Source organism: Clostridium sp. 2218st1_F5_2218SCRN_220325 (assembly GCF_039062665.1).
GTDB lineage: Bacteria > Bacillota > Clostridia > Peptostreptococcales > Peptostreptococcaceae > Intestinibacter.
On the sequence record NZ_JBCLNH010000016.1, the window covers coordinates 63,485 to 83,763 of the forward strand.

A 20,279-nucleotide genomic window follows, 5' to 3' on the forward strand; every position below is an offset into this window, starting at 1 on the left:
ATTTTTATTGTTTACAAAATTTGCGCGTTTTAAACATCTCTTTTATATTTTGTTAATATATGTTTTAAGATGTTTTAAGGATTTAAAAATACCCCCTATAGGTATAATAATAAGACATATTGGTGAAAATTTCAATATCAATTTGATATTTTTTGAATTTTATTTGAAATAATTTATAACTTTAACATAAACACTTTATTTTAAACCTTTCAAATACTGTGCTACCATTATAATATAAATGAAAAATATGAGAAAATGAAGTTGGAGCAAACAAAACTTTAACCGGTGGATTGAGTTTTCAAACACTTGAAACGTATAAAGACTTTATAGGTACAGACGAAATTTCATTTGGTGGCAATAACTTTGAAATCTACTTTGAAGAAGATGATTTTGATAACTTTATAGATAAGCATATTATTCAGGTGGGTGAAAATATAACAGTAGTTTGTAGACGCTTTTTGGATAGCGGTATGACGCCTGATGAGGTTGCAGGGCGTATGGATGTTCCTGTTGAGTTTATAAGGGAATGTATGAAGTAAAATAGGAAGTTTGAAATTTGTTCTGTAAATAACTTTCTCCACCTACTAATGATACATCAAATAAACCTATTAAAATTAGATATATAAAATCCCTTTTTCTAAGATTTTTCAACCATTATAAGATATAATTAATTAAGAGAATAATTAACTAAACGACCAAATCAAATACATATCCAATAAAACATTTCTACGTTCTCTAAATTTACATACAAGGGGTTGATTATTATGAAATTTACTATGTGTGGATTTTCTCAACAGGCTGCTTTGGAATTTGGACTTGATACGACGGATTTATATATACTTAGATGGATTGTGGATTTTATGGAGTCTGGTCGTATGCGTACTATGACTCTTGATGGTGAGAGGTATTACTGGGTTTCTTATCAAGGTATAGTGGATGATATGCCACTTCTTTACATAAAAAAGGACGCTGTTTATAAAAGACTTAGACATATTTGTGACTTAGGTATATTAAAGAAGAAAACTGTCTGCTGTGGCGGGAAGTATTCTTATTATACTCTAGGTGATAATTTTGGTGAGCTTTATAGATTTGAAACTGCCTCTAGCGATAATAATTTTGATGATATTAATTCTAATCAAGATATGGAATATATCTAATTTAAACTATACCCTTTTGCTTTAGACGCAATACCTATGTATTTAAAGTCGACTCCTTTTGTTTTAGAGTCAACACCCTTTGCTTTAAAGTAGACCCTTTTGTCTTAGATGCAACACCCTTTGCTTTAAAGTAGACCCTTTTATCTTAGATGCAACACCCTTTGCTTTAAAGTAGACTCCTTTTGTTTTAGAGACAACACCCTTTGCTTTAAAGTAACAGCTTTTTCATCAAAAACAACACTAAACTGACCACAGTCAGAACCAAACTGACCGTAACTCGGAACAAATAACTAATCTATTATATAAATCTATTATATTCACAGTAATCTACTTTGAATCCATCTATATAACAAACTCCATCAAATATTCATCTTATCAAAATACTTTAGAGGTGATGTTTATTTTTTTAAGGCTAAGCTTTAAATAAGTAAAATAATAAGCTAGAAGGTTTTATCACCTTCTAGCTTGCTCATAAGTTTTTAATTATCTAGACTTTTTGTACGTACTTTTTATTTAATGTAATCCATCCTTTTCTATATGGTACATAGCCCCATTTACCATTTGACGAAATACTTGTTATACGGTATTGTATGCCAGCTCTCGGGGCTGTATATATTATTGCAGAGTCCATGCTAGGTAATTTTCTAATATTTACTTTTGTCAAAGTTTTGAGATAAAATGGTATTTTAACTTTTATATAATTAGTTGTTATTTTATTTATTTTTGATTTGTTTTTTGAAGTGTCCTCAGTTTTTTCATTATCACTAGATTTAAATCCATTTAGACCTAATTTTTTAATTATAGTTGGATAGTCTTTATAGCAGTAGTTTTGGTCAACTGCATTAGAACTTACTCCTGGTACTTTCTTGTTTGTCAAGTAGTTTACTTCGCCTCCAAATTGCCACATTGCTATCTCATAAGTTGTATAAGTTGAGCGTGAAGCATACTGAGCTATCCAGTGGGCGTAATTTTTCAATTCACTGTCTATTAAATTGTCTCTTAATATATATTTACCTGAATATATACCTACATAGTATCCCGCATTTTGTATCTCTTCTAAACAAGTTACAACTGCCTTTGTCATATTTGCTCTGCTCACTGATTGTAGAGTTTTTTGATCTTCTACATCAAGCCAAATTGGGTATTCAAATTGTTTGCCTTTTATAGCATTTAATATAAACTCTGCTTCTTTTTTAGCAGTGCTTACACTGTTACATCTTGAGTAAAAATAGCCACCAACTGGCATATTTACTGCTTTTGCTCCTTTATAAAATTCTTCAAAATATGGGTCTAAATTTAGATTATTTCTGTTTGATGTGCTTGCAAAACCAATTCTCAAAATTGCAAATTTAACACCTGCATCTTTAACCTTTTTCCAGTCTATCGGGTGATTGTACTTACTTACATCAATCCCCCACACTTTTGTTGGCATTTTATCACCTTCTTAATATACCTTTCAAATTAGTTAATATTTTATCAAATACTTACTCTTTCTTTTTAAAATTTAACACAAGGTATAATACTTCTTATTAATATCTTATAAAAAATATCGCCAAAAAGTGACATTATAAATTCTTTTATTTGTTAAAAAATACAAGTTTATATGAATATTTTTAATAATTTTATACAAAATACTATTGAGGTGATAAAATGGTAAATTTAGATACAAAAGAAAGATATCTTTTAGAAGACGCAAAAACTCAAGAAGCCCTATGTGTCGCAAAATACAAAGAACATTCCGAAAAAGCTTCTTGTCCAGAACTTAAAAACTTATTTAGCTCACTAGCATCAAAAGAGCAAGAACACTTAGATACAATAAACCAAATTTTGAGCGGAACTGTACCTAATGTAGAACAAAATCAAAGTAAACAAGGACAACAAACTCAACAAAATACTCAGTCACAATTTAATTTAGGCAATTTGCAAAGCCAAACACCAATAAATATGCAGGCAAATTACAACGAAACCGACAAATTGCTATGTGAAGACGGTCTATCAATGGAAAAATACGTTTCAGCTACATATAATACATCTATTTTTGAATTTAGAGATGAAAACATAAGAAAGGTATTAAATCATATTCAAACAGAAGAACAAGGACACGGCAAAAAGATTTACGACTATATGCATCAACATGGGATGTATAATTAAATATATCAAATAAATAACATGGTCATCTCAAATAAACTATCTTCAACTTAGGAATTTTAATTTAAGTTTATTTGAGATGACCATATAAAAATCTAATTAAAAGCTATTTTTTAGCAAGAAATCTTCAGCTTCTCTTACTTTATCTGTAATATCTTTTCCATCTTTATCTATAATTTTTTCACTAATCCAACTTCCGTCGATATTATTTTGATATCTCACACCTTTAATATCTTTTAAATCCTTATCTGTAAATTCTTCCATACTCATTTTTATCACCTCTATACTTACAATTAGGTTAGTACCTTACAAAAAAGTACATACTTACATAAGTATAAAACAATTAGTATAATTAATTCAACTAAAACCATAAGGAGGATTTTGAGTATGAAAAAATGTAAGATAGAAGTTTTAAAAACAACATTTCATGAAGATTTAGCAAAAGAATACGGGTGTAAAAACCTTGGCAAATGTCCAATGCATAAAGTAGGCGATGTTTTTTATGGAGATTATGCAAAACCAGAGGCTTATGTGATGAAGGGTGGAAGGCTATGTATCAATATGTATTTGCACTATCTCATGGATGTGATATTTTCTATTATAGAGATTGGATCGATAAAGAAGGTGTCGCAATCTGCTCTTGTAATGATGGAATAAGACCTGTTATTTTTAAGATTGAGAGAACTGATGAAGAGTCAAAATTAGATTATACTCCAGTTAGATAGTTTTTTAATAGTTATTATTATGTATATGTGTATATAAAATATTAGATGTACATAAATAAATATATAAAATATTATATATAAATGAAAAAGATATAGGACTTTAAATATGATAATTTAAATACTACATCTAAGTCATCCATAGTATTTTATTAGTTTCTTGTTGTGTCGTCGGTGCGTTTTTCGGTGGCAAAATTACATACACAATATTTATAAGCATAGGCAATAAAAATACAATTAATCCAATCCATGAAAATCCCAATTTGACATTATTCATTATTTTCCCCCCTGTATAAAACTCATCTATATTTATAGTATGTATCACTTTGATATATGTATCAAGTTAGAAAATTAATCTTTTTGATTTTAAAATTTCTTCTCCTTGATTTCACACATTTTTTAATATATACTACAGATAATTTTAATAATTGGAGATGATATTTTGAGATATGTAATAGTAAGTGTTGTTAAAAGTCCTGCTGGCAATTTTAACAACAATTTAAGAAAAGAAGTCTTTGAAAAGCTCGGAGCAAAGTCGTCAAAACTGCCTGCACACTTTACGATAAAGGCTCCATTTGAGGCTGATGATATTTCTGATTTGGACAAAGTTTTACAAGATTTTGCACAAAATCACAAAGCCCAAGATTACAAAATAAAGGGTTATAATCATTTCGACAACAGGGTAATATATATGGACGTACATATGAATAAAAAGAGTAAGCTCTTGCATGATGAACTTATAGAAGAATTAGAAAAGCTTCCTTATATACACTTTAAAAATCACGATTATAAAGATAAAGTTTTTCACGTTACAATTTCATCGAAAAAAATTCAAAAAATATACGACGAGCTTTGGGAATATGTAAATAATATACCTTGTGATTTTGATTGTAAGTTCGACAATGTTAGCGTATTTAAATGGGAAGACAATACATGGAAGTTATATAAAGAATATTTAATGGATATAAGATAATTTTTAAAAGTTAGATTATTAATGTAAACTAATTCAATCAAAAATTAACTATTAGTTAAAATTATTAAATTTTACTTAACTATACTTCAATTGTATTTACTAATTAAAATTGCTACTATTTAAGTATGGATCCAAATTTTAAATTTGAGGTAAAAAATGAAAATAAACGAAATTATAAAATTAAAAAGGAAAGAATTAAACCTTACCCAAGAGCAAGTAGCTGAGTATTTAGGTGTAACAACTCCAGCAGTTAACAAGTGGGAAAAAGGAAATTCATACCCAGATATTACGCTTTTGCCCCCTTTGGCTAGGTTATTAAGAGTAGATTTAAATACTCTACTATCATTTAATGATGAGCTTAATGATTATGAGATTGGAAAATTTACAAATGATTTAGCTACTATTGTTGAAACAAAAGGATATGATTATGCATTTAAAATAGCAATAGATAAAATATATGAGTATCCAAACTGCTATAAATTAATTTATTCAGTTTCATATTTTTTACAAGGTGCGTTGTGCTTGTATTGTGTAGATGATAAAGATAAATACGAAAATGAAATTGAAAAGCTCTTTATTCGTGTAAGCAACTGTGATGACTTAGAACTTGCAAATAATATAAATTCATTATTAATTTCTAAATATATTCAGAGAAAAGATTACAACAGTGCGCAAATGTTAATTGATAAATTACCAAATGTATCAATTAATAAAAAACAACTTCAAGCAAATTTATATATTAGTCAAGATAAATTAAACGATGCTTGTGAAATTTTAGAAAAAGAAATTCTTTTTATGGCTAACTCAATCCAAAGCTCTCTACTTAATTTACTTGATATCGCTTTGAAACAAAATAAATTTGATTATGCACTAATTTATTCAAACAAAATAAAACAAACAACTGAAATATATAATTTATGGGACTATAATAAATATGTTGGCGACTATCAAATAGCCATGGAAACCAAAGACACAAAAAAGATTATAGATACATTAAAATCTATGTTCAATTCTATTAAAAATCCTTGGACATTAAATGACTCACCACTTTATAAACATATTTATAATAACCCAAAATCTAATTATAGCGATAATAAATTTGGACAAATTTTTATAAATAACATAATTAAAGAACTTGAATATAGTGATGAAATAGACTTTTTAAAAAAAGAACCTGAATTTATAAAATTATTAAATGAATATAAAATCAAAAAAGGATACTAATCATAGTATCCTTTTTTATTATGATGCTTTATTTTCTTCTTCTAATTCTGGTTTTTTCTTAGTCATAACCGCATATACAGGTAATCCTATTAATGTTACTATAACTCCACCTAAAGAAATCATCGAACTTTTCATACCAGCTAAGAATAGTTGATCTATTACAACGAATAAACCACTACAAATAGATATTATTGGTATTACTGGATAGAATGGAACCTTATAAGGTCTTTCTAAATCAGGTTGAGTTTTTCTAAGTTTTATAACACCTATAAATGTTAATGTATAGAATGCCCATATAGCAAACATAGATAAATCACTTAATAAGTTAAATTGTCCTGATAATGCATATATAACAGAAAGTACTACCATAAATAGAGTTGCATTTGCAGGAACTCCATTTTTATTTAATTTACCAAACGTAGCTGGTAAAAGTTTTTGATTAGCTAATGTGTAAGGTATTCTTGGTCCAGTTAAAAGATATCCGTTTAGACATCCAAATACTGATACTAATATACCTACATTTATTAATTTACCACCAACAGGCCCAAATATTTTTTCGGCTACTATAGATGCTGGTGAAGCGTATTGAGCTAATTCACTTGCAGGTAATACCCATAAGTATGCTAAGTTTATAACTACATTAATAGCCATTACTATAGATAACCCACCTATTATAGCTTTTGGTAAATCTTTGCCTGGATTTTTCATTTCTCCAGCAAGAGCACCTACGTTTATCCATCCATCATAAGCAAATAGTATTGCAACAAGTAACTGACCTATAACACCCATTGGTCTTATTCCTTCAGCTACTAAAGGATTCATTATTGGGTTATCTCCGCTCCCTTTTATAAATCCAAATACTATTATTAATCCAAGAGGAATTAACTTACATACAGTAGATACTGTTTGTATAGCTCCACTTGTTTTAGAACCGAATGTATTTAATATTCCTATTAATAGTATTACTCCAATAGTCATTGGCATTACTAAAGAAGAATTATTTAAAAGTAATGCAGCTTGTTGCCCAAACATAACTGCTATAGCAGCTGCTGTAGCTGGGAAAAATAGTACTGTTTGCATCCAACCTGTTAAGAACCCTAACTTTTTACCGTATATCTCTTCAATATATACCATCATTCCGCCTGTTTTAGGGATAGCAGCTGATACTTCTGCAGCAGTAAGACCTGCAGTTATTGTCATTATACCTGCTATAATCCATGCTAATATTCCAAGACCAGGAGCACCTCCTGTTAATGTGTATACCGCTTGAGGTTTAAAGAACACCCCACCACCTATAACCATACCTACAACAGTAGATAAAGCTGCGGCTATACCTAAGTTTTTTTGCAGTTGTTTATTTTCCATAAACTATGTTCCTTTCGCATATTATTTTCTTTTGTTTTATTTTAGTCACTCTACTTAGTATATAGGTTTCTCTTGTTTATTCAAGCTGTATTTTAATCCCTAAAATGGTAATTTATGTATATAGATAGATTTCTTATAATAGTCATCTCTTTTTATATCAAATCAAAAAAGTTTTTCTAAAAAATTATATTCAGGTAAATAATTAAAACATGTAAATGAAAACTGTCCATTCATCGAATTTGGTTTTACTCTAGACATGCTTATAAATATTGCATTGCCTACATTTTTCCTAATATCCACGATATTTTCGCTTCCATAAGAATCTAAAACTAAAATGATATTAGGTGTTTGCCACCCCTTATAACTGTGATATGAGCATACTTTTAGTCTGCCTGTTCCGCCTCTAAATTTCCATTTTTCATTTCTTCTATTTTTTTCGTTTTTCTTTTTATTCATATCATATACATGAGATACTTTTATTCCTTTATCCATAAAAAATTTTACAATATCTACACCTGTATTTTCATTTGTTGTTAAAATAGTTATATCTTCTAATTTATTATTTTCCCTCAGTTCTTTTATTTTTGAATCAATTTTATTTAATTTATCATCTTTAGAGTTTGTATCACAATTTGTCCACTCTATACTGCCAAATAAATTTATTTCACTAAAATCATTTTTTAGACTCAATATATTTTCTTCCTTTATTCCTAATTCTTTTCGAACAAGTTCTATTTTTTCAATCATTTTTGGTGGTATTCTATGTGAATATTTTAAATAGCCAGGTCTTCCTCTAAATCCTATGTTTTTTATCTGTTGACTATCTTCAATCCATATTCCATGTTCATATATATCTTGTGATTTATCATATACAATAAATAATTCGCCTTTTTGAGTATAAAATTTTTTGAGAAATCTGATCCAATCTCCTCTGAAATCTTGTCCTTCATCTATTAATATGTAATCATATTTAAGTTCATATGGTAGTGGATTTAACTCCATAAAATTTTCAAGACATTTAATCCAATCTTTTGTAAAATCATAATCTTTATTATTATGAATATCCAATTCATTATATGGAAGCTTTATACAATATGATGCAGCCACGACTTTTAAAAATTCATGAAAATATAGTACACTTAAATTGTCTTTCAATTTACGTCTATCATCTAATCCAAATTGTTGACTACACAAATCTTTTAGGTAGTGTCTTAGTGTTATGTTATAAGTCAAAATAAGTACACGATAATCTTTTTTCAATGCTCTGGCAGCCTTTTCAGCTAAAACTAGTGATTTGCCTGCTCCAGGCACTCCTCCCCATCTACGTATAGAATTTTGTTTTAAATTTGCTAAGTCTGATTGTTCTTTAAATAGTTTAAATGGCTCTTTTCTTTCATAATTATAATCTGCACATTGTAAATTTTTAATTAATTGATGTACCATATTTTCTAACATATTGTCTTTATTATACTTTGATTCTTTAACTGTAAGTGCCCATGTATATTGTGTCTTATTGAGTGTTTTATTTATATCATTTATTTTATCTATATCATCATCTGTCCAAATTTTAGTGTATGTATTATTTGTACAAAATTCTAAAGCTTTTTCTTTAGATGGCCCGTGAAAATATACGACTGTCTCAATATATCCATAATAATCATTATTCTTAGAAACAAAATCTTCACTATTATTTAAATCAGATTTAAGGATGCAATTTTTATAAGTTTCAACTTGTTCTACCGGATCTTTTTTATGTAATCTTCCATCTGTACCTTTGATATACCCTCCAGATTTATAAATATCTAAATTCAGATTCCAATCCTTGACTTCAATAATTATAACGCCTTTTTTAGGATTAAGTAATATAAAATCTGGTTTCATAGAATCTATATGAGGTTGTTCAAATACTGTCCATCCATCAAATCTAGAACTGTATTTTAAAACATTTAATAACTTTTCTTCTCCCTCAGTTCTTTTATCTCTTGGATTAATATTTTCAAATATAATTGCTGACATATAATCCGCTCCCCTCCGTAATAGATTTATGATTTAAACAACAATATTTGTAAATACCTATCATTTTAATTACAATTCTTACTAAGATAAACTGTCTATAAAGTATATTTTTAATAACTAAATATTATGTCTAAATTAATTAAAATTTATAAAATTACTTCTTACTTTGAATATTTTCTAAATAATTGGAAATAATATTTTAAGATATACTAACGATAATAAAAACATAACTACTTATTAAATTTTAATACAATAATTACTACTATGTTTCGCCAAATAAAGATTTTTTTATAATATTACTATTTTATATATCTTGTATACTAAATTCTGTTATGATATAATAACTTGGTTATAATAAGAAAAGGAGATTTTTATATGTCAATTAAACATAAAATAATAAATATTGCCGTAATTGCCCATGTCGATGCCGGAAAATCAACTTTAGTTGATGCTTTCTTATCTCAAAGTGGTGTATTTAGAGCAAACGAAGTAGTAAAAGAATGTGTAATGGATAGTAATGACCTTGAAGCTGAAAGAGGTATAACAATATATTCTAAAAACTGTTCTATAAATTATAAGGATTACAAAATAAACATAGTAGATACTCCAGGACATAGTGACTTCTCATCAGAAGTAGAACGTGTTATAAAAACAGTTGATACAGTTATATTACTTGTAGACGCTTCTGAAGGGCCAATGCCTCAAACAAGATTCGTTTTACAAAAATCATTAGAATTAGGTCTTAGACCAATATTATTCATAAATAAAATAGATAAAAAAGACCAAAGAGCTGAAGAAGTTGTTGATGAAGTATTCGATTTATTCGTAGACTTAAATGCAACTGATGAACAATGTGAATTCCCAATAATCTACGGTATAGCTAAACAAGGTATAGCAAAAAGAGAAATGGATGACGATAGCACAGACTTATCTCCATTATTCGAAACTATAGTTGACCATGTTGAAGCATATCCAGATTATGACGACAAACACCTTCAACTTCAAATATCTGCACTTGCATACGATGACTATGTAGGTAGACTTGGTATAGGTAGAGTTTACAAAGGTACTGTTAAAAGTGGGGAACAAATATCTGTATGTAAATCAGGTTCTGTAGTTTCTAGAGGTAAAATATCTAAATTATCAGTTTACGAAGGATTAAAACAAGTTGAAGTTAATGAAGCTGGTAGTGGTGAAATAGTTGTTATAGCAGGTATACCTGATATATCAATAGGTGAAACTATATGTGAAGTTGGAAACGAACTTCCAATGGAAATGATACACATAGAAGAACCTACTCTATCAATGAACTTCCTAGTTAATGATTCTCCATTCGCTGGTAAGAGTGGTAAATTCGTAACTACAAGACACTTAAAAGATAGATTAGAAAAAGAACTTGAAGTTAATGTTGGTCTTAAAGTTGAACCAATGGACACTACTGACGGATACAAAGTAAGTGGTCGTGGTGAGCTTCACTTATCAATATTACTTGAAAACATGAGACGTGAAGGATACGAAATAGGTGTATCTAAACCAGAAGTTTTAATGCACAAAACTGAAGATGGTAGAGTTCAAGAACCAATCGAAAAAGTTATAATAAACTGTCCAGAAGTTTACTCTGGTACTGTAATAAACAAAATGAACTTAAGAAAAGGTATGATGGAAGCAATGTCTATAGAAGGAGATTACGTAAAAATCGAATTCTCTGCTCCAACTCGTGGACTTTTAGGATACAGAAGTGAGTTCATAAATGATACTCGTGGCGAAGGAAACATGGTAAGATCTTTCGCTAGATACGAAGATTACAAAGGTGAAATACCAACAAGAAACAACGGAGTTTTAATAGCTCAAGGTGCTGGTACAACTATGGCTTACGGTCTTAACGCACTAAGCGAAAGAGCTCAAATGTTCGTTGAACCAGGTGTTGATGTTTACGAAGGTATGATAATCGGAATGAACTCAAGACGTGAAGATATGGTAGTTAACCCATGTAAAAACAAAAAACTTACAAACGTTCGTGCTTCAGGAAGTGACGATGCTATAAAATTAAACCCAGCTAGAACATTCACTCTTGAAGAAGCTCTAGAATTTATAGATGATGATGAATTAGTAGAAATCACTCCAGATTCTATAAGACTTAGAAAGAAATACTTAAAAGAACACGAAAGACTACAATACAACAAACAAAGACAAAGAGCAGCAATAAAATAATTGCTTAAAATAAGGCTTAGACAAATCAATTTTGTCTAAGCCTATTAATTTACCCAAAACAACCTCTCCCCCATCTATAATATCAAAATCAATAAATATAATTTCCTATGTATAAAAAAAATAGGAGCAGATTTTTTCTATGTCCTCTAGCTAAAATCATGTCACCTCCTATATTATTATTTTGATTTCTTCTCTAAAAATATACCAAATAAATAAGATATTATAGAAAATATAAATGCAGTTAACATTGAGCACGAGACACCTTTGATAAGTGTTTCTGATATGCCAATTATAATCATATTTAAAGGTATATCTAAAGTCAAATATAATAAATTATATTGGGTATCTGTAAGTCCTCTTAGCTCTTTCAAAACCTTTAAAAAACATACAACTATAAAGTCTAGAATCATACTCAAAATTAAAAATATCCCACAGAACTTTGCTAGGGATAATAAATTATTGTACTTCAATCCAAGTAAATATAGTATGGTTCCTCCAAAAAATAAAAAAAGTGCATAAACTATTATAGCCAGTATAATACCTGGAATTAGTATTTGTAGTAATTTTTTTATATTAGTCATAAAATCCTCCTTATATATAGTAATGACATTATAATATATTATTACTGAGTACATCTATTTTAACATATTGTTCATTTTATAAAAATAAAATTGTGTTTTATATAGAATTATTTCCTTACAATGAAAAAAGGCTAATACAAAATAGATTTTTTATTCTGTATTAGCCCCTTTTTATATGAGTTTTACTTAAATAGCTAATAAATACTTTACATAGTTAAAAATTCCATTAATTTATATAAGAATTTTGCTTTATAAAAGTATTTATTTAATGCTAAGCTTCCTTATTTTAGAATCCTTGTGCTGCATCTGATGTCGGTGCAAATATTGATTCAACTTGTTTATCAGTTAAATCAACGCCAAATACTTCTTTATAATAATCTTTAACTTCTTTAGTCATATCTATATCTTCAAATTTATCTGGATATGTAGTTTTTGCTAACCATAATAATGTCATTGGAGTGTCTGCTCCAGGAGTATAACTTCTATACATTCCTAAAGGCATTTTGTAGACTTTTTTATCTTCTACTGCTTTTACTTTGCTCCAATCGTTACTTCCTATTGTGTTGTTGTATAAATCTTCTGGCTGAGCTTGTGTAAAGTTTGTAACAAAGATTATATCTGGATTGTATTTGTAAATTTGTTCCATATTAACTGGTACTGCGTTGTCTTTTTTAATATCATCAGCTACGTTTTTAGCTCCTATAGCTTTTGCCCACCAGCTACCAAAGAATGAATTTCCTGATGTTGCGATTGAAGTTTCATCATATTTAAATAAGAAAAATACATTAGCTCTTTCATCATCTGGTATATCTTTTACTCTATCTTGAACCATTTTATAAACATCGTCGCTGTGTTTTTTAACTACATCTGCTTTAGCATCTTCTGGGAATATTTGACTTAATAAGTCTATCCAGTTGTTTAAAGTTTCTATAGTGTTGTATTCCCATTTATTAACTGATATTGCAACTGCGTTAAATCCAGCTTCTTTTAGTTTATCGCCTATTGCTGTATCTGATGCACTATAAAATACTACATCTGGTTTTAATTTTAATAACTCTTCTGTATTTACTTCTCCATCTTTTATAAATCCAGTATCTGCTTTTAATACTTCTGGATATAATTCACCTAAAAGACCATTTTTAGCAGCTGCCATACTAGCTTCTGACATACCTACTATTTTATCTCCTGAATTAAAGAAAACTGTTAAAACTGATGGAAGTGGTAATATATCACACACTGCTATACGTTTAATATCTTTTGGAAGTGTTACTTCATTATCAGCTTGGTCAGTTATAGTTATTGTATCACTACTTTCTGAAGATGCTGAGCTTGAAGATGCACTTGCTTTTGATGAAGTAGAACTAGTTGAAGATGATGAACACCCTCCAAATACAGGCACCATTGTTGCTATTAATAGTGCACATATTATTTTTTTGATTTTTTTCATTTGTAAATTCCCCTTTCCTATAAAGATTTATTAATTAAATTTGGTATTTCAGCTCTATAAATTCGCCCTGAAAACCCCTCATGTGGCAAAGATATAAAGTTGGAATCAAGTGGACAAATTGGTCTATATAGAGGATCAGCTATTATAATTTTTGAATTTTTTAATTCTTTTTCTATATCATCCTCATATATTTTTAATTTATCTCCTTCTAAAAGAAGGTTTTTGTCTGTTTCTAATGTCGAAATCACATTTACAGTTTTATTTTTTTCTGTCGAAATTGCATATGCTAGAGATTCTGACATTATACTTTCCCCTACAATTGTAATTTGTGGATTTTTGTCTATTTTTCTATTTATATAAGATATCTTGTTTTCTTTTGTAATAATTGTTTCTTTTAAATCTGCTACTATCTTTTTAGCAAATTCTTTTCCAAATGGTGTTCCAACTATATATGGAATATTAAACTTTTCATACATATATTTTGCAGCTCCCATGCCAGAATAAGAAATAACTAAGTTTACATCTGCATTTCCTGCATTTTTTATATCTTCTAAAGTGCTACCCATAGCCCATGTGCTTATTACATCAAAATCATTTTCTTTTAATAAATCTACAGTAGATTTAATACTATTATTTATAGAGAAGTCTAGTGGAGTAGCCCCCAATATATTCACTCTGCTCTTCTCTGCCCTACTCTCCTTATCGTTTCTCTTTAGAAACCTTTTGGATAATGCTTCAAAAGCCTTATATGAACCACTTACATAAGAGTTCATGCCAGTCGTATTAAATCCAAATGTAGGTATTTTCGTTTCATTTTCAACTATGTTTGCAATAGCTTTAAAATCAGTACCTATCATTGTAGGAATCGGTGTACCTGCTAGTGCTATAAATTTAGGATTTAATTCTTTTGCAGTATATATTATATCGTCTATAAACTTTTGATCATCACCCATTATAGCCTCCATCTCAGATATTCCCGAAATGTATACCATGCTGTCGAAATCATACCATCTAGGTTCATCGTGTGTGTTATATGTCGAATTACATCCTGATGCATCATGCATTACACAAAGTCCACCGAGTTCATATAATGCTGAACATACTCCAAATGTATCAGCTGAATAAATCGATATTCTACTTGCGATTTGTTTCATAATTTTCACACCCCAATCCCTTAAATTGTATTAATTTCTTCATGTCCTTTTCGTTTAAAAATGCATCTACCATAAGATTAGATAGTTTTTCTATTGAGCTAAATCCATACATTCCTCCACCTTCAACTATATTTACAAAGTTATTTGAACCTGTAAAATAAGCTGCTTTTTGCCCTAAAGCCAAGATTTTTTTATCTGTATGTCTTTTTACAAAACGCATCTTTACATGCACAGTTGCATAAATTTTTATATTTGGATAATTTTCTTTAATATATTTAAAATCTTCTTCTTCCTCATTTATAAAGCTATCTGCATATATAGAAACTACATTAAAATTATATTTTAAAAGTAGTTTAGCAAAGCTAAGCGGTCTAATTGTAAAAGTGTAGTCTATAGAAATAGGCGTGTCTTTTATAATTTCTTTTGCATTTTTTAAAGCTTTTTCTGCATTAGTTTCATTTTCTTTAAAATCTATTTTATCTATATTTAAAGCTTCACAAAGCTTATCTAGATTTTTTTTAATTTCATCAAAATCATAACTTAGTGAAAGATAAAGATATCTTTGGTTTAGCTTGTCTTTTAAATACCTTCCCGCTTCTAATGCTGCTGGATTATATATTATATTTAAAAATGCTCTGCCCATATCTTTATATTCTCTATAGTCTTTTGTTCTTGGAACTTCTCTAAGTGTAAATTTGTTTTCTTTTATAATTTTTACAAGTTCGCTGTCGTCGTCTGTTTTGTAGTTATTTCCGATTATATTTACACTGTTATAATCTGTATCGCATTTATCTATAAGGCTGTAGAGTTGTCTTCTCATAATTTGATCTGGTGTAAGTCCACTTTTTCTCATAATCGGATTCATATAACAATCTGTAAATTCTATGTCTGGGTATTTTTCTCTAAGTTTTTTATATACTAATTTTAAATCGCATCCTATAAAGTGGTGTATACAGCTAGTATATAAAAGTATTGCTTTTGGAGTATATGAAAGCTTTGAAAGTATTTCTCCAATTGATTGTATTATCAAATCTTCCGTATCGCCTTCTAAAATATTATTTTCTCTTACTATTATATTTGAAAACCTGTCTATTGCATTCATCTCAGCAGCAGTTAAAACTACTCCACGAAGACAACTCTGCGCACATACAAATACTTCATGTGCCTCTGGTATTAACATCCCTGTATGAGCTATATTCCAAGGTCCTCTAGCAGAACATGAAAACTCAAGTCTAGATTCAAATGGCGATGGAAACTTTGCATCTTTTGCCAAAACACAAATATCATTTTCATCTTTTAAAACTTGTCTTTCTACACGCTTCAACATTTAGCTTCCTCCTTTGTGTCAGGGTTACTTGGTTGTTCATCATCTGCATCTTTATTATATTCTCTTAATTTTTTGTCTTTTGATATTTTATATCCAAATGATTTTAATAGATTATCTGCTAGAATTTCGTATTCTTTTGCCATGTTGCTTTCTGGAAATGATTCTAATACTGTCTTTTTATTTTCTTCTGCTACTACTACAATTTCATCTCTATCTAATGTGCCTATTAATTTTGAATTTATATTTTTTATAAATTCATTTACCTTTTCTTCTTCATTTTTTATATTTCTTTTATTTAAGATAACTCCGCCTAAAGTTGCATATCCTCTGTTTTTAAAATTATCTATAGCTGTAGCTATATTTAAAGCGGCATGAAGTGACATATACTCGCCTGATGTTATTATAAATATTTTGTCGGCATATCCACATCTCATAGGCATTGAAAAACCTCCACAGACTACATCTCCAAGCACATCATAAAAAACTATATCTGGTTTATAAGCTTCATATGCACCCTTTTGCTCTAATTTTTCAAGAGCTGTTATTATGCCCCTACCTGCGCAACCCATTCCCGGAGTGGGCCCTCCCGCTTCGACACACAATATTCCATTATACCCCTCAACTACCATTTCATTTAATTCAAAATCGTCCTTTTTTTTGCGAACTAAATCTAAAACAGTATTTATTTCACTGCCATTATGTAGATTTGTTGTGGAATCGGCCTTTGGGTCACACCCTATCTGCATAACTTTTAATCCCTTTTTAGATAAAGCTACTGATAGGTTTGAAATTGTAGTAGATTTACCTATTCCCCCTTTTCCATAAACCGCTATCTTTATCATACTTAACTCCCCCTTAAATCTATTTATATATTATTTCGAGATTTTTATTTTTTAAATTCAACTTGAGAATATATAGCCTTTACACTTACCCCTTGTAAAAAATTAAGTTGTGATACTAATGTCTGTATAACATATTCTGGAGCATCTAAAGTCACGTTTATAATCGATATTCCTCTATCTTCATAAGGCATCCCCATTCTGCCTATTATGTATTTTTTATTTTTGCTAAGTAATTTATTTATCTTTTCAGAAACATCAGAGTGATCAGTTATTATAGATACTACTGCAACTTTTCTCTCTGTAGAAATTTCATCTCTATCAAGAAGTATGTCTATATCGCTATTTTTTGTTATTTTAAGCGGTATAACATCTTTTAATATATTGTTTGGAGTTTCTATTTCACCTATTACTGCCTTTACTCCAAATGCTCTTTCTATGTTTTTTTCTGTTATAACTTCTCTCGTCTCTCCAAACAAATACTTGCCACTTTTGCTTAGTAAAAACGACTTATTCGCCCTTTGTAGAGCATGTGTTGGATAGTGAGTATTAAAAATACAACTTATGCCTTGATTAGATAATTTAGTCATTGTATCTAATATGAGAAGTTGATTTTTAAAGTCGAGATTTGACTCTGGCTCGTCTAAAATAAGTATCTTTGGTTCTGATACTAATGCTCTTGCAATCAACACCATTTGGAGCTCTCCACCACTTATTTGTGAACATTTTTTATGAGTAAATTTAGTTAAATTCATCTCATCCATGACCTTATGCACAATTTCTAAGTCTTGTTCTTTTGGAAGTGACAACATACTAAAATGACTGCTTCTTCCAAGCAGAACCATCTCCTCAACAGTATAGGCTGCTACTGTAGATTTTGCTTGTGGAACATATGCAATATCTTTCCAAAGCTTTTTGTGAGGTATATCTCTTATATTTTCTCCATCTAATGTCGATTTTCCACTATTCCATTTTAAAAATCCCATTATACATCTGAGTAAAGTCGTCTTTCCAGCCCCATTAGGTCCAAGTATTGCAACTAAGTCCCCAGGCCCTACTGAAAAGTTTATATTTTCTAATAGATTATCTTTAGAATGTTTATATGAAAAACATCCATTTTCAACTGAAAGTATCATAGTTGCCAACCTCCGCTTCTTCTCATAAGAGTTATAAAAAATGGTGCTCCCACTATTGCTGTAAGTATCGAAATTGGAATTTCAGTTGCAACTAGACTTCTAGCAATTGTATCGACTATAACCATAAATACTGCACCTATACTTATTGATGCTGGCACTAAAGAAAGATGGTTATTTCCAAATTTCATCCTACACATATGAGGTATTATTAGACCTACCCAACCAACTTGGCCGCACATAGACACACAAGAACCTGTAACTAAAGTTGCCGCTATTATAGTTATTGTTCTAAGTAATTTTATATTAGTTCCTGATGATTTCGCCTCATCTTCTGATAGCATCAATATATTTAATCTCCAGCGAAGTAGATAAAGTACGAAAATTCCGACTATTATAAATGGAGCCCCTAAAAGTAAAGTCTTATAACTAGCTGATGCCAAACTCCCCATAAGCCAATAAGTTATAGCTGGAAGTTGTGATTCAGAATCTGCAACAAATTTTACAAAAGATACAAGTGCAGAAAACAACGATCCAATCATTATCCCAGCAAGCACAATTGTATTCATATTGTGCCCTCTACCAGTCCCTGATATATAAGTAAGCCCGACTGCAATTATTCCAAATACAAGTGCACAAAATTGTATTCCTAAAAGACCAAAGCCAAGTAATATACCAAGTGCTGCTCCAAAGCTCGTCCCTGATGCAACGCCTAGTGTATCAGGTGTCGCTAGTGGATTTGAAAACAAACTTTGAAATGCACATCCTGCAACAGAAAGCCCAGCTCCAACAAGAAGTGCAAGTATTATTCTAGGAAATCTAATCGTCCAAAGTACTATTTCGTTTTGAGGATTTACACTGTATTCATATCCGAATTTTTCAAAGGCTGACTTTAAGACTTCCACAGGGGATATAACCATTCTACCTATTCCCATTGCCAAAACTACTATTACAATTGGAAGTATTATTAAAATCATTCTCTGAAACCATGATAAACTCCCTACAACCTTAAACTTATTTTTCATATATAATCCCCCTAAAAATCTATAGAAAATACTTATTTATATAATTTATCTATAAAATATAAATATAATTTCTTTACAATTAAAAATAGCTATGCCAGTGGCATAGCTAAGTAATTTGCATCTACAAAATATCGCCTTCCACCTTAATTTTAAATTTTGGTGTCAGAAATAAAATAATTAAAATGATAATTATTCTTCATTATAAGGTAGATTTTTATCATCTTTTAAATCAGTTATAATTATCTATTATTTTATTATTCCTATTTTCAATTATCAATTTTTATAAAGATTCAAACAATATTTTCCACATTTATACAAAAAGTATAGCACATGAATTTTGAAATGTAAACTTATGCAAAAAAATTGAATTTTAAACAAAAAAAATTATAAGAAATAATTCTTATAATTTTTTACGTTCTATATATATGTTATGTATTAAAAATACGATTATTCAGTCTCAGTGTCATCAAGTAAATTATTTTCGGATAAATATGATAAAAATGATAGTCCTAACATTATAACTACTAATAAAGCTGTTATTAAAATAATTGCCATCTTTTGCGCCCCTCCTTTTATATAATGATATAATCAGTTTTTGAACTAAATATGAATTAATTTAATTTGTATAATTTTATACAAATATATATTTTAATTAATATGTTCAAATAAATCTTGATTTTATTTCCCTAAATTCCTGCAAACCTTTTCTATATTCATATTATAATATTTTGTTTATTTTTACAAGTAAACTTTTTGTTAATATTTTCTTTCATTTTTGTTAATATTTTCTTTCATTTTTCTTAATATTTTTGTTGAAATTTTATATTTTTTATTTATTTTAGTTTTCTCTTTAAGTTAAATTTTATATATATTTTTAATATGGAAATTTTATATTTATCATATTTTTTTTAGTTTAATTTGAAGATTTTCTATTTTTTTACAAGGATTGCTTATTAA

Annotated in this window: 18 protein-coding genes and 1 pseudogene; 7 read left to right on the top strand and 12 right to left on the bottom strand. The window is 29.1% G+C overall.

Features of this window, described 5'->3' with window-relative positions; translation table 11 throughout:
- Positions 1 to 290: 290 nt before the first annotated feature.
- A complete protein-coding gene (locus ABCM86_RS10265) occupies positions 291 to 539 on the top strand; it encodes a hypothetical protein (protein WP_343003955.1) in 249 nt (82 codons plus the stop codon).
- A gap of 225 nt (positions 540 to 764) precedes the next feature.
- Positions 765 to 1,157, top strand: a complete 393-nt coding sequence (locus ABCM86_RS10270; protein WP_295677757.1) for a hypothetical protein — start codon at positions 765 to 767, stop codon at positions 1,155 to 1,157.
- A gap of 487 nt (positions 1,158 to 1,644) precedes the next feature.
- On the opposite strand, the gene ABCM86_RS10275 is transcribed toward ABCM86_RS10270, so the two are convergent.
- Positions 1,645 to 2,589, bottom strand: coding sequence for a glycoside hydrolase family 25 protein (locus ABCM86_RS10275; protein ID WP_295734820.1), 945 nt, complete (start codon positions 2,587 to 2,589; stop codon positions 1,645 to 1,647).
- A 218-nt stretch (positions 2,590 to 2,807) separates the two neighbouring features.
- On the opposite strand from ABCM86_RS10275, the gene ABCM86_RS10280 reads away from it, so the two are divergent.
- Entirely contained in the window at positions 2,808 to 3,308 is a 501-nt protein-coding gene (locus ABCM86_RS10280) for a spore coat protein (RefSeq protein ID WP_195929747.1), read from the top strand.
- 96 nt (positions 3,309 to 3,404) lie between these two features.
- Here ABCM86_RS10280 and ABCM86_RS10285 read toward each other — a convergent pair whose 3' ends face one another.
- Positions 3,405 to 3,575 (bottom strand): hypothetical protein, encoded by a 171-nt coding sequence (locus tag ABCM86_RS10285; RefSeq protein ID WP_295572349.1) that lies wholly within the window; start codon positions 3,573 to 3,575, stop codon positions 3,405 to 3,407.
- 117 nt (positions 3,576 to 3,692) lie between these two features.
- On the opposite strand from ABCM86_RS10285, the pseudogene ABCM86_RS10290 reads away from it, so the two are divergent.
- Positions 3,693 to 4,030: pseudogene (locus tag ABCM86_RS10290) on the top strand (TIGR04076 family protein).
- Positions 4,031 to 4,157: 127 nt separating this feature from the next.
- Here the strand turns inward: ABCM86_RS10290 and ABCM86_RS10295 are convergent.
- Positions 4,158 to 4,304 (bottom strand): hypothetical protein, encoded by a 147-nt coding sequence (locus tag ABCM86_RS10295; RefSeq protein ID WP_295677525.1) that lies wholly within the window; start codon positions 4,302 to 4,304, stop codon positions 4,158 to 4,160.
- A 165-nt stretch (positions 4,305 to 4,469) separates the two neighbouring features.
- On the opposite strand from ABCM86_RS10295, the gene ABCM86_RS10300 reads away from it, so the two are divergent.
- Positions 4,470 to 5,000, top strand: coding sequence for a 2'-5' RNA ligase family protein (locus ABCM86_RS10300; protein WP_343003956.1), 531 nt, complete (start codon positions 4,470 to 4,472; stop codon positions 4,998 to 5,000).
- Positions 5,001 to 5,156: 156 nt separating this feature from the next.
- Positions 5,157 to 6,224: a helix-turn-helix transcriptional regulator gene (locus tag ABCM86_RS10305; protein ID WP_343003957.1), complete on the top strand. Its 1,068-nt coding sequence runs from the start codon at positions 5,157 to 5,159 to the stop codon at positions 6,222 to 6,224.
- 18 nt (positions 6,225 to 6,242) lie between these two features.
- Here ABCM86_RS10305 and ABCM86_RS10310 read toward each other — a convergent pair whose 3' ends face one another.
- Together ABCM86_RS10310 and ABCM86_RS10315 are read right to left on the bottom strand one after the other, a co-directional pair.
- Positions 6,243 to 7,589, bottom strand: coding sequence for an amino acid permease (locus ABCM86_RS10310; protein WP_343003958.1), 1,347 nt, complete (start codon positions 7,587 to 7,589; stop codon positions 6,243 to 6,245).
- 162 nt (positions 7,590 to 7,751) lie between these two features.
- Positions 7,752 to 9,605: an NERD domain-containing protein gene (locus tag ABCM86_RS10315; RefSeq protein WP_343003959.1), complete on the bottom strand. Its 1,854-nt coding sequence runs from the start codon at positions 9,603 to 9,605 to the stop codon at positions 7,752 to 7,754.
- 375 nt (positions 9,606 to 9,980) lie between these two features.
- On the opposite strand from ABCM86_RS10315, the gene typA reads away from it, so the two are divergent.
- Positions 9,981 to 11,816, top strand: a complete 1,836-nt coding sequence (gene typA / locus ABCM86_RS10320; RefSeq protein WP_007287111.1) for a translational GTPase TypA — start codon at positions 9,981 to 9,983, stop codon at positions 11,814 to 11,816.
- A gap of 176 nt (positions 11,817 to 11,992) precedes the next feature.
- On the opposite strand, the gene ABCM86_RS10325 is transcribed toward typA, so the two are convergent.
- The 7 genes from ABCM86_RS10325 to ABCM86_RS10355 form a co-directional block, all read right to left on the bottom strand.
- The gene (locus ABCM86_RS10325; RefSeq protein WP_343003960.1) at positions 11,993 to 12,397 is read right to left on the bottom strand and encodes a regulatory YrvL family protein; all 405 of its coding nucleotides are present in this window, start codon (positions 12,395 to 12,397) and stop codon (positions 11,993 to 11,995) included.
- A gap of 286 nt (positions 12,398 to 12,683) precedes the next feature.
- On the bottom strand, positions 12,684 to 13,844 hold the full coding sequence (locus ABCM86_RS10330) for an ABC transporter substrate-binding protein (RefSeq protein WP_295762999.1): 1,161 nt from the start codon (positions 13,842 to 13,844) through the stop codon (positions 12,684 to 12,686).
- Positions 13,845 to 13,861: 17 nt separating this feature from the next.
- Positions 13,862 to 14,998, bottom strand: a complete 1,137-nt coding sequence (locus tag ABCM86_RS10335) for a nitrogenase component 1 (protein WP_343003961.1) — start codon at positions 14,996 to 14,998, stop codon at positions 13,862 to 13,864.
- Positions 14,979 to 16,325, bottom strand: coding sequence for a nitrogenase component 1 (locus ABCM86_RS10340; protein WP_295734309.1), 1,347 nt, complete (start codon positions 16,323 to 16,325; stop codon positions 14,979 to 14,981). The genes ABCM86_RS10335 and ABCM86_RS10340 overlap by 20 nt, the downstream gene beginning before the upstream one ends.
- Positions 16,319 to 17,167 (bottom strand): nitrogenase iron protein NifH, encoded by an 849-nt coding sequence (locus tag ABCM86_RS10345; protein ID WP_195931585.1) that lies wholly within the window; start codon positions 17,165 to 17,167, stop codon positions 16,319 to 16,321. Before ABCM86_RS10345 ends, ABCM86_RS10340 begins: the two co-directional genes overlap by 7 nt.
- 44 nt (positions 17,168 to 17,211) lie before the next feature.
- Complete coding sequence (locus ABCM86_RS10350; protein WP_295573187.1) at positions 17,212 to 18,300, bottom strand: TM1266 family iron-only hydrogenase system putative regulator; 1,089 nt, start codon at positions 18,298 to 18,300, stop codon at positions 17,212 to 17,214.
- On the bottom strand, positions 18,297 to 19,322 hold the full coding sequence (locus ABCM86_RS10355; RefSeq protein WP_295573191.1) for an iron ABC transporter permease: 1,026 nt from the start codon (positions 19,320 to 19,322) through the stop codon (positions 18,297 to 18,299). Before ABCM86_RS10355 ends, ABCM86_RS10350 begins: the two co-directional genes overlap by 4 nt.
- Between the last annotated feature and the right edge of the window lie 957 nt (positions 19,323 to 20,279).

Excerpts from the sequence above, each read along its gene's own strand:
- typA (WP_007287111.1), top strand. The coding sequence starts at position 9,981 with ATGTCAATTAAACATAAAATAATAAATATTGCCGTAATTGCCCATGTC.
- ABCM86_RS10345 (WP_195931585.1), bottom strand. The coding sequence starts at position 17,167 with ATGATAAAGATAGCGGTTTATGGAAAAGGGGGAATAGGTAAATCTACT.
- ABCM86_RS10275 (WP_295734820.1), bottom strand. The coding sequence starts at position 2,589 with ATGCCAACAAAAGTGTGGGGGATTGATGTAAGTAAGTACAATCACCCG.
- ABCM86_RS10335 (WP_343003961.1), bottom strand. The coding sequence starts at position 14,998 with ATGAAACAAATCGCAAGTAGAATATCGATTTATTCAGCTGATACATTT.
- ABCM86_RS10340 (WP_295734309.1), bottom strand. The coding sequence starts at position 16,325 with ATGTTGAAGCGTGTAGAAAGACAAGTTTTAAAAGATGAAAATGATATT.
- ABCM86_RS10325 (WP_343003960.1), bottom strand. The coding sequence starts at position 12,397 with ATGACTAATATAAAAAAATTACTACAAATACTAATTCCAGGTATTATA.
- ABCM86_RS10280 (WP_195929747.1), top strand. The coding sequence starts at position 2,808 with ATGGTAAATTTAGATACAAAAGAAAGATATCTTTTAGAAGACGCAAAA.
- ABCM86_RS10295 (WP_295677525.1), bottom strand. The coding sequence starts at position 4,304 with ATGAATAATGTCAAATTGGGATTTTCATGGATTGGATTAATTGTATTT.
- ABCM86_RS10310 (WP_343003958.1), bottom strand. The coding sequence starts at position 7,589 with ATGGAAAATAAACAACTGCAAAAAAACTTAGGTATAGCCGCAGCTTTA.
- ABCM86_RS10330 (WP_295762999.1), bottom strand. The coding sequence starts at position 13,844 with ATGAAAAAAATCAAAAAAATAATATGTGCACTATTAATAGCAACAATG.
- ABCM86_RS10285 (WP_295572349.1), bottom strand. The coding sequence starts at position 3,575 with ATGAGTATGGAAGAATTTACAGATAAGGATTTAAAAGATATTAAAGGT.
- ABCM86_RS10315 (WP_343003959.1), bottom strand. The coding sequence starts at position 9,605 with ATGTCAGCAATTATATTTGAAAATATTAATCCAAGAGATAAAAGAACT.
- ABCM86_RS10305 (WP_343003957.1), top strand. The coding sequence starts at position 5,157 with ATGAAAATAAACGAAATTATAAAATTAAAAAGGAAAGAATTAAACCTT.
- ABCM86_RS10270 (WP_295677757.1), top strand. The coding sequence starts at position 765 with ATGAAATTTACTATGTGTGGATTTTCTCAACAGGCTGCTTTGGAATTT.
- ABCM86_RS10355 (WP_295573191.1), bottom strand. The coding sequence starts at position 19,322 with ATGAAAAATAAGTTTAAGGTTGTAGGGAGTTTATCATGGTTTCAGAGA.
- ABCM86_RS10350 (WP_295573187.1), bottom strand. The coding sequence starts at position 18,300 with ATGATACTTTCAGTTGAAAATGGATGTTTTTCATATAAACATTCTAAA.